Source organism: Ferrimicrobium acidiphilum DSM 19497 (assembly GCF_000949255.1).
Taxonomy (GTDB): Bacteria; Actinomycetota; Acidimicrobiia; order Acidimicrobiales; family Acidimicrobiaceae; genus Ferrimicrobium; species Ferrimicrobium acidiphilum.
Genome location: NZ_JXUW01000054.1, coordinates 1 through 8,968 on the forward strand (window position 1 = coordinate 1; position 8,968 = coordinate 8,968).

An 8,968-nucleotide genomic window follows, 5' to 3' on the forward strand; every position below is an offset into this window, starting at 1 on the left:
TAAGAAACGCACACGGTTTCTGAGCTCTAAATTTGGTGTTGGAAACCCATCTAAAGGGAGTTCAGAACCGTGCGCGCTACCTCTCTAGTTAAGCAGATGCTGGGCCTTCGCAGTGTCACCGTCATCGAGGTTTTAGTTCGTCCACACGAACTGCTGGTAAAGCTCAGGCTTACCCGATCGCGGTTGGTATGCCCTAAGTGCTCCTATACGACCCGGTCCTGTTATGACACGAGAACGCTCGACTCCCGATGGAGACACCTCGACATCGGGATTCACCAGACGTGGCTCTCGTGCCAGCTGAGACGACTCCGGTGTCCAACCCACGGGGTGATCACTGAGGGAGTACCATTTGCCCGACCAGTTGGGGAGTCGCGGTTTACGAGGGACTTCGAGCACTTGGTAGCTTGGGCATGCGCCAAGATGGATAAGACCACGGTGACAAAACTGCTCAGAGTCGCCTGGCGTACGGTAGGAACGATCTGTGAACGAGTCGTCACGCCAAGAGCTCGATCCCAACCGTCTTGATGACCTCTTCATTCTCGGGGTTGACGAGATCAGTTATCGCAAACACCACAACTACTTAACGCTTGTCACCAATCACGAGACGGGCAAGATCGTCTACGGGGCAGAGGGGAAAAGTGCCAAGAGCCTAGATGAATTCTTCGATGACCTGGGTGAAGAACGGATTGCCAAGATCAAAGCAGCCACCATGGATCTCGGTCCAGCCTTTGCCAAGGCCTTCCGCGAGAAGGCACCTAACGCCCAAATCTGTCTCGATCCATTTCATGTGGTTAAGGTGCGCCATGAGGCGCCATGTATTCCTGCGGTGATGAAAGGACACCGCCTCGGGGATGTCGCAGCATCCCAGCGAAGCTGAGGGCAGCCTAACCGAGGAGGTGCTCGGGAGGGCAGGAAGCAGCCCTGACAACGACGGGACGAACTGGTACTACCAGACAGTTCGGGTCCGGCTAGCAAGACAGAGAGGTGTAACGAAAGTGAACCAGTGGTTGAACCCGCTTAAGCGTGGAACCGACTCCAAATCTGGTAGATATGGGTCGGGCAGCGGTGCGTATCCTTCCTATGTACTAGGAGGGATAACTCGTGCAATGGCTATTGATGTCAGTGTAAGAGGTCATGGTGAAGGCCTGCGGCGTAACCATGACGAGGCCGCAGCGGCAAAGCTGGGCACCCATCCTGTCAAAGGAAACATGGTGAACATGGGAACCATCCCGAGGTCGCCCTCGCTCTCGCACATCCAGTGCGAAGACGGGCAGGCCCACCGTCGGCTGATGGCCTCGGGATGGGGCGGAGGATTCGTAGTAGTCAGAGGACGGGAAAGCCGTCTACAAGGCGAAGGAATCCAGCGAACCCGTAGTAGAAGTACTGCAATGCCAGGAGGTCGCCGGTGAATACCGACGCATGTTGGCCAACGCTCGATGAAGCCAAGGTCACAGTACTGGGAATGCAGACCAAGCTACACCAATGGGCGACCGATGCCCCTAATCGTCGGTTCTGTGACCTGTATAACCTCGTCTACGACCCCGCCTTCTTGATGGTGGCGTGGGATCGAATACGGAGGAATCGAGGAGCACGTTCGGCCGGAGTGGATCACGTGAGACCAAGCGACATCCCCCGAGATGAGGTATCCATCCTGTTTCAGCTTAGAGATGATCTCAAAGCCGGCAGGTTCGTACCTCTACCCGTGCGGGAACGGATGATACCCAAAGCGTCGGGGAAACTCCGCCGCCTAGGCATTCCAACTGCTCGGGACCGAATCGTGCAAGCCAGCCTAAAACTGGTCCTTGAGCCGATCTTCGAGGCGGACTTCAAGCCTTCAAGCTATGGGTTCCGTCCTCGTCGCCGACCACACGATGCAATCGCTGAGATTCACATGTTCGCTAGTCAGGGATATACCTGGGTATTAGAAGGTGACATCACGGCGTGCTTTGACGAGATTGACCACTCGGCCCTAATGGATCGAGTGCGTCATCGAATTGGAGATAAACGCGTCTTGGGGACGGTGAAGGCACTCTTGCATAGCGGCATCCTCTCTGAGGATGGCCTAACAAGAGAGACCAAGAGCGGCACGCCTCAGGGCGGCATCCTGTCACCACTACTTGCCAATATCGCACTCTCGGTACTCGACGAACACTTCGCCGAAGTCTGGGAGCGCGATATGGGAACTCGTTCTCAAAGAGCTACGCGCCGGAAGCACAAGGAGGCCACATACCGACTCATTCGGTATGCGGATGACTTTGTTGTAATGGTGCATGGAACTAAGGAACATACCGAGGCCTTGCGAGCCGAGGTTGCGGTGGTACTCTCCCAGGTAGGTCTACGCCTATCACCGGAGAAGACGATGACCGTCCACATTGACGAGGGGTTTGACTTTCTCGGCTTTCGCATCCAGCGACAGACCAAGAGAGGATCAAACAAGGCATACGTCTATACCTGGCCGTCGAAGAAGTCGCTCTCCTCGATCAAAGCCAAGGTTAAGGCGATTACCAAACAGGGAACGAATAACCCGCTCTCTAGTCTCTTGCGCCAGATTAATGGTGTTCTGAGGGGCTGGACAAACTACTTCCGACATGGCGTATCCAAAGATAGCTTNGCCTACCTACACCAGTACACCTGGCTAAGGGTAGTGCACTGGCTACGGCGGAAATATCGCCGTGCGAACTGGGGNNGTTGCGACGGCATTACCTGGCCAACGCCTGGATGCCCGAGCAAGACGGTGAAGTACTCTTTGACTGCAGGTCAGTCCAAGTGACCCGTTACCGCTATCGTGGTGCGGCAATCCCTTCACCGTGGGCGGGGATAGAGGAGAAGGCATCTTAGCCAGATGGCATGGGTTCGGGGAGAGCCGGATGCGGTGGAAGTCGCAAGTCCGGTTCGGAGGGCGGACCAGAGAAACCCACCAGCGGAAACGTTGGTAGGGCGCTCTGGTCCGACCCTACTTGGGAACCGAGGCCCTAGAGGAGGTACGCAAGGATCTCTGGCGGGAGATGAGAAAGCTTCCCTCTCCTGTCTATGCCCGTAAGTTCGCTGGGGCACGGTGGGCACTGTTGAAGAATCCAGGAACCCTAACCAAGCGTCAAGGACTAGCCCTCTTAGCCATCAAACAACGAGGAGGAGCCCTATGGCGAGCCTATGAGATGAAGGAGTCCCTACGGGCGATCTTTGCTGGAGACCTCGAAATCGACGAGGTGAATGAGATGCTCGATCACTGGTGCAAGCGAGCCTCACGCTCACGACTATCGAGTTTCATCCGACTCTCAAAGACCATCCGAACTCATCGAGACGGGATACTTGCCTCCATCAGACTTGGGGTATCCAATGGAAGGGTCGAGGGACTCAACACCAAAGTTCGCTCCATCATTGCCCGCTCGTATGGGTTTCACTCCGCCAAGGCTACCCTGGCCCTGGTGATGCTAGCTTGTGGACCGATTGACTTGAAGTTACCCTATGAAAGGGCGAGTTTATCCACATGAATGTCAATAGAGCCTTTAAAGAGGCGTTACCCAATGCTGTCCTGGTGGCCGATCCATTCCACCTAATAAAGATCGCCAACACTCGCCTTGACGAGACGAGAAGAAGGGTACAACAGAGCATCCTTGGCCACAGAGGCAGGGGTGGGGATCCACTCTATCGCATCCGGCGACTCCTGAATATGGCCAAGGAGAAGCTCAGCGAGGGTGCCAACGATAAACTTACTCGCTTCCTTGAGGCTGGAGATCCAGATAACGAGGTAGCTACCGCATGGCGAGCCAAGGAGTCCCTACGAGAGCTCTATGCCTATCGTGACCCAAATCTCGCCAGAGACCACCTCGATGCTCTCATCAGTGACTTCACCGACAACCAACGACCTCCAGAGGTCCAACTACTTGGGAGAACCTTGAAAAGCTGGCATGATGAGATCCTGGCCTGGCATAGGTCCTTTGTGTGTATTCTCGCTGAAATGTGCCACCCGTTCTCGCTGAAATGTGCCACCCGTTCTCGCTGAAATGTGCCACCCGTTCTCGCTGAAATGTGCCACCCCCTAGAGGGCGCGAGACGGACTCAGGAACAATGGATGCAAAGAGGCTGTGGCATCCTTATGTGGTGACTCAAAACCAACCACAGAAAGGATGCCACATGCCCAATAGGAGGATACCAATGAGAAAGATCGAAGAGGTACTGCGCCTCAGTGCGCAGGGCAAGAGTGCCAGGGTAATCAGCCGGGAGACGGGAGTATCTCGGCCAAGCGTGGCTACGTATCTAGAGAAGGCAGCAGAGCACGAGATCGGCTGGCCACTTCCAACGGGCATGGATGCGAAGAGCTTGGAGCAGTTGTTGTTCGCGGCGGTTGAGACAACAAAGAGTACGCCCGTGATTCCCAACTGGCAGGAGGTGGCCACCGAGATACAGGCTCATAATCACCTGACCCTACAACTGCTCTGGTTCTAAGTACAAGGAGCGCAATCCAAATGGGCTCAGCTATTCACGGTTCTGTGCTCGCTACCGAGAATGGAAGAAGATCAATGAAGTGGTCATGCACTTTGAGCACCGAGGAGGAGAGAAGCTCTTCTGTGACTTTGCCGGTGATACGGTCCCGATCTGGGACGACCACACTGGTGAGGTAAACTTCGCAGCTCAGCTCTTCGTCTCGGTGATGGGGGCAAGCTCCTATATCTTTGCCAAGGCGTTTGCCAACCAGAAGGCTGAGTCATGGACGGCTGGGGGAACGGCAGCATTCGAGTACATGGGAGCGGTTCCCATGTGTGTCGTTCCAGATAACCCCAAAGCGGTGGTCATCAAGGCATCCAAGTATGACCCGGTATTCAACGAGAGCTACCTGGAGTGGGCCAGGCACTATGAGGTCACGATTCTACCAGCTAGACCCCGAAAGCCTCGAGATAAGGCCGCCGTTGAAGGAGGAGTCCTGATCGTCGAACGCCAGATCCTCGCCAGGCTCCGTCACGTCAAGTTCTTCTCCCTGTACGAGCTCAACCAGGCAATCTACGAGCTCTTAGAGGAGCTAAACGCTCAAGGGTTCCAAAGACGGGAGGGGACCAGAAAGAGCGTGTTTGAGGCTGTGGACAAGCCAGTGATGCGTCCTCTCCCTACAACTAGCTATGAATATGCGGAGTGCCAAGCGGTTCAAAGTCCAGATGAACTACCACGTACGGGTCCTAGACGGCTATTACTCGGTACCCTACGATCTGGTCGGCCAAACTCTTGATGTACGGGTTACCAGAACCACAGTGGAGATCTTCTCGGCTGGAGTGCGCATAGCGAGTCACCGACGATGCGAGAGGAAGGGTCAGTACCAGACTTCTTTTGCGCACATGCCCTCGAGTCACCAGGCCCAGGCATCATGGACCCCGGCAAGGATACTCAAGTGGGCTCGGACGATAGGACCAAGTACCCAGGTGGTCTGTGAGACGATCATGTCTGGGAGGCACTACCCAGAACAAGGCTTTAACCAGTGCAGAGGCATCTTCAACTTGGCATCGAAGGTCTATACCCCAGAGCGTGTCGAGGCGGCATGTGAGAGAGCAATAGCGATCCATAGCCCCCTGTACAAGAGCGTGGTCTCTATCTTGAAAAACGGACTCGATGCCTTCCCACTGACGCCACCGGCTGGACCACCACCTATTGAGCATCAAAACATCAGGGGAACCGAGTACTACAAGGAACTGCTCGCCGGGGGTCAGGAGAACGTGACATGTTGAACAACCAGACGATTGGGACCCTGACAGACCTTGGTTTGAAGGGGATGGCAGACGCGTTTCGTGAGCAGCTAGAGAGTGTCCAATACCTCGAGCTCAGCTTTGAGGAACGCTTCGCAATGTTAGTAGACCGGGAGGCAATGGATCGAGAGGCCAGAAGGCTCGCTACCCGGCTTAGAGCTGCCAAGCTCAGACATCAAGCCAGCATTGAGGACCTCGACTTTCACACCCCGAGGGGACTGGAGCGTTCGATGATCATGGGCTTTAGCTCATCTCACTGGGTAGATGCACACCAGAACATTCTGGTCACCGGTCCAACTGGAATAGGTAAGAGTTACCTTGGGTGTGCACTTGCCTACGCTGGGATTCGATCTGGCCATAGTGCACTGTACCGGAGGGCACCAGCTCTCTTTGCGGATCTAGCCATCGCCAGAGGTGATGGAAGGTATCTGAAGGTACTACAGAGCCTTTCACGTGCTGAGATACTAGTCATAGACGATTTCGGACTCACACCACTCACAGGGAGCGAACCCTCGGACCTATTGGAAGTATTGGAGGATCGATCTGAACGCAAGTCGACCATCGTCACCTCACAGCTTCCCGTTGACTCCTGGCATGAGGCACTTGGGGATCCGACGCTCTCTGATGCAGTCCTCGATCGTCTCCTGTGTAACGCTCACGTTATCCAGATGAACGGGGCCTCCATGAGGACAAAGAAGTCATGAGTGTGAGCCGACAAGAACAAAGTCGAGAGCCATTACGTAACGTTACGAAACCATCGTTGTCAAGGATCTGCGAGGGGCCGGGATGCACCCAGATTCTGGGCCAACAACCCAGGGGAAGACCGGCACGGTACTGCTCGGCCGCCTGTCGTGTAGCTGCACATCGACGACGAAAGAGAGGACCGGTCACAGCAGAGGTGCACTTTGGTTCCGCTAGTACAAGAAATCGAAGCGAGGAGCGGTCGTGGATGGTCAAGCTACGTCGCGACAACGACGAACTGATCGTTGTCATCGGTCAGAGCAGAGATGGTGCGCAGTGTCTCGCTAGTCGGCCCAACGATTTTCTCAACTGAGGATACAACCATCCAAGATGGAGTAGAACTCCGACCTTTGGGGTGCACATAAATCAATCGAAAAGGAGCCAATTCTCGACCCATCAGATATACACTTCAAACAGTCCGTCTCGCGTCCTCTAGGGGGTGGCAAACTTCAGCGAGAACAGGTGGCAGATTTCAGCGAGAATGGGTGGCAAGTTTCGCAGGAATACGCAGATTGGGACCCTGACAGACCTTGGTTTGAAGGGGATGGCAGACGCGTTTCGTGAGCAGCTAGAGAGTGTCCAATACCTCGAGCTCAGCTTTGAGGAACGCTTCGCAATGTTAGTAGACCGGGAGGCAATGGATCGAGAGGCCAGAAGGCTCGCTACCCGGCTACGTGCTGCCAAGCTCAGACATCAAGCCACTATTGAGGACCTCGACTTTCACACCCCGAGAGGACTGGAGCGTTCGATGATCATGGGCTTTAGCTCATCTCACTGGGTAGATGCACACCAGAACATTCTGGTCACCGGTCCAACTGGAATAGGTAAGAGTTACCTTGGGTGTGCACTTGCCTACGCTGGGATTCGATCTGGCCATAGTGCACTGTACCGGAGGGCACCAGCTCTCTTTGCGGATCTAGCCATCGCCAGAGGTGATGGAAGGTATCTGAAGGTACTCGGGAGCCTTTCACGTGCTGAGATACTAGTCATAGACGATTTCGGACTCACACCACTCACAGGGAGCGAACCCTCGGACCTATTGGAAGTATTGGAGGATCGATCTGAACGCAAGTCGACCATCGTCACCTCACAGCTTCCCGTTGACTCCTGGCATGAGGCACTTGGGGATCCGACGCTCTCTGATGCAGTCCTCGATCGTCTCCTGTGTAACGCTCACGTTATCCAGATGAACGGGGCCTCCATGAGGACAAAGAAGTCATGAGTGTGAGCAGCCCAGAACAAACCCAGGAGCCATTACGTAACGTTACGAAACCATCGTTGTCAAGGATCTGCGAGGGGCCGGGATGCACCCAGATTCTGGGCCAACAACCCAGGGGAAGACCGGCACGGTACTGCTCGGCCGCCTGTCGTGTAGCTGCACATCGACGACGAAAGAGAGGACCGGTCACAGCAGAGGTGCACTTTGGTTCCGCTAGTACAAGAAATCGAAGCGAGGAGCGGTCGTGGATGGTCAAGCTACGTCGCGACAACGACGAACTGATCGTTGTCATCGGTCAGAGCAGAGATGGTGCGCAGTGTCTCGCTAGTCGGCCCAACGATTTTCTCAACTGAGGATACAACCATCCAAGATGGAGTAGAACTCCGACCTTTGGGGTGCACATAAATCAATCGAAAAGGAGCCAATTCTCGACCCATCAGATATACACTTCAAACAGTCCGTCTCGCGTCCTCTAGGGGGTGGCAAACTTCAGCGAGAACAGGTGGCAGATTTCAGCGAGAATGGGTGGCAAGTTTCGCAGGAATACGCAGATTGGGACCCTGACAGACCTTGGTTTGAAGGGGATGGCAGACGCGTTTCGTGAGCAGCTAGAGAGTGTCCAATCCCTCGAGCTCAGCTTTGAGGAACGCTTCGCAATGTTAGTAGACCGGGAGGCAATGGATCGAGAGGCCAGAAGGCTCGCTACCCGGCTTAGAGCTGCCAAGCTCAGACATCAAGCCAGCATTGAGGACCTCGACTTTCACACCCCGAGGGGACTGGAGCGTTCGATGATCATGGGCTTTAGCTCATCTCACTGGGTAGATGCACACCAGAACATTCTGGTCACCGGTCCAACTGGAATAGGTAAGAGTTACCTTGGGTGTGCACTTGCCTACGCTGGGATTCGATCTGGCCATAGTGCACTGTACCGGAGGGCACCAGCTCTCTTTGGCGGATCTAGCCATCGCCAGAGGTGATGGGAAGGTATCTGAAGGTACTACAGAGCCTTTCACGTGCTGAGATACTAGTCATAGACGATTTCGGACTCACACCACTCACAGGGAGCGAACCCTCGGACCTATTGGAAGTATTGGAGGATCGATCTGAACGCAAGTCGACCATCGTCACCTCACAGCTTCCCGTTGACTCCTGGCATGAGGCACTTGGGGATCCGACGCTCTCTGATGCAGTCCTCGATCGTCTCCTGTGTAACGCTCACGTTATCCAGATGAACGGGGCCCTCCATGAGGACAAAGAAGTCATGAGTGTGAGCCGA

General features: G+C 54.9%; 9 protein-coding genes and 2 pseudogenes. All 11 read left to right on the forward strand.

Annotation, left to right across the window (positions count from 1 at the left end):
* Window positions 1-69 precede the first annotated feature (69 nt).
* Complete coding sequence (locus tag FEAC_RS14985) at window positions 70-525, forward strand: helix-turn-helix domain-containing protein (RefSeq protein WP_082055674.1); 456 nt, start codon at window positions 70-72, stop codon at window positions 523-525.
* Window positions 482-877 (forward strand): transposase, encoded by a 396-nt coding sequence (locus FEAC_RS14200; RefSeq protein ID WP_052566592.1) that lies wholly within the window; start codon window positions 482-484, stop codon window positions 875-877. Before FEAC_RS14985 ends, FEAC_RS14200 begins: the two co-directional genes overlap by 44 nt.
* Before the next feature lie 675 nt (window positions 878-1,552).
* Window positions 1,553-2,770, forward strand: a complete 1,218-nt coding sequence (ltrA, locus tag FEAC_RS14205) for a group II intron reverse transcriptase/maturase (RefSeq protein WP_473234769.1) — start codon at window positions 1,553-1,555, stop codon at window positions 2,768-2,770.
* 187 nt (window positions 2,771-2,957) lie between these two features.
* On the forward strand, window positions 2,958-3,491 hold the full coding sequence (locus tag FEAC_RS14210) for a transposase (RefSeq protein WP_052566200.1): 534 nt from the start codon (window positions 2,958-2,960) through the stop codon (window positions 3,489-3,491).
* Complete coding sequence (locus FEAC_RS14215) at window positions 3,488-4,003, forward strand: transposase (protein ID WP_052566594.1); 516 nt, start codon at window positions 3,488-3,490, stop codon at window positions 4,001-4,003. The genes FEAC_RS14210 and FEAC_RS14215 overlap by 4 nt, the downstream gene beginning before the upstream one ends.
* A gap of 152 nt (window positions 4,004-4,155) precedes the next feature.
* Window positions 4,156-4,446, forward strand: coding sequence for a hypothetical protein (locus FEAC_RS14220; RefSeq protein ID WP_052566595.1), 291 nt, complete (start codon window positions 4,156-4,158; stop codon window positions 4,444-4,446).
* Window positions 4,447-4,456: 10 nt separating this feature from the next.
* Window positions 4,457-5,221, forward strand: a pseudogene (gene istA / locus FEAC_RS14225) (IS21 family transposase); the annotation flags it as partial.
* Window positions 5,151-5,714 (forward strand): Mu transposase domain-containing protein, encoded by a 564-nt coding sequence (locus tag FEAC_RS14230; RefSeq protein WP_152623290.1) that lies wholly within the window; start codon window positions 5,151-5,153, stop codon window positions 5,712-5,714. The pseudogene istA and the gene FEAC_RS14230, both read left to right, overlap by 71 nt.
* Window positions 5,708-6,436, forward strand: coding sequence for an IS21-like element helper ATPase IstB (gene istB / locus FEAC_RS14235; RefSeq protein WP_052566254.1), 729 nt, complete (start codon window positions 5,708-5,710; stop codon window positions 6,434-6,436). Before FEAC_RS14230 ends, istB (FEAC_RS14235) begins: the two co-directional genes overlap by 7 nt.
* 518 nt (window positions 6,437-6,954) lie before the next feature.
* Complete coding sequence (gene istB, locus FEAC_RS14240) at window positions 6,955-7,695, forward strand: IS21-like element helper ATPase IstB (RefSeq protein ID WP_201773932.1); 741 nt, start codon at window positions 6,955-6,957, stop codon at window positions 7,693-7,695.
* Window positions 7,696-8,213: 518 nt separating this feature from the next.
* Window positions 8,214-8,968, forward strand: a pseudogene (gene istB / locus FEAC_RS16610) (IS21-like element helper ATPase IstB); the annotation flags it as partial.

Bases quoted from the DNA above. Each gene is read 5' to 3' on its own strand.
- FEAC_RS14220 (WP_052566595.1), top strand. From the start codon at position 4,156: ATGAGAAAGATCGAAGAGGTACTGCGCCTCAGTGCGCAGGGCAAGAGT.
- istB (WP_201773932.1), top strand. From the start codon at position 6,955: ATGGGTGGCAAGTTTCGCAGGAATACGCAGATTGGGACCCTGACAGAC.
- istB (WP_052566254.1), top strand. From the start codon at position 5,708: ATGTTGAACAACCAGACGATTGGGACCCTGACAGACCTTGGTTTGAAG.
- FEAC_RS14215 (WP_052566594.1), top strand. From the start codon at position 3,488: ATGAATGTCAATAGAGCCTTTAAAGAGGCGTTACCCAATGCTGTCCTG.
- FEAC_RS14230 (WP_152623290.1), top strand. From the start codon at position 5,151: ATGAACTACCACGTACGGGTCCTAGACGGCTATTACTCGGTACCCTAC.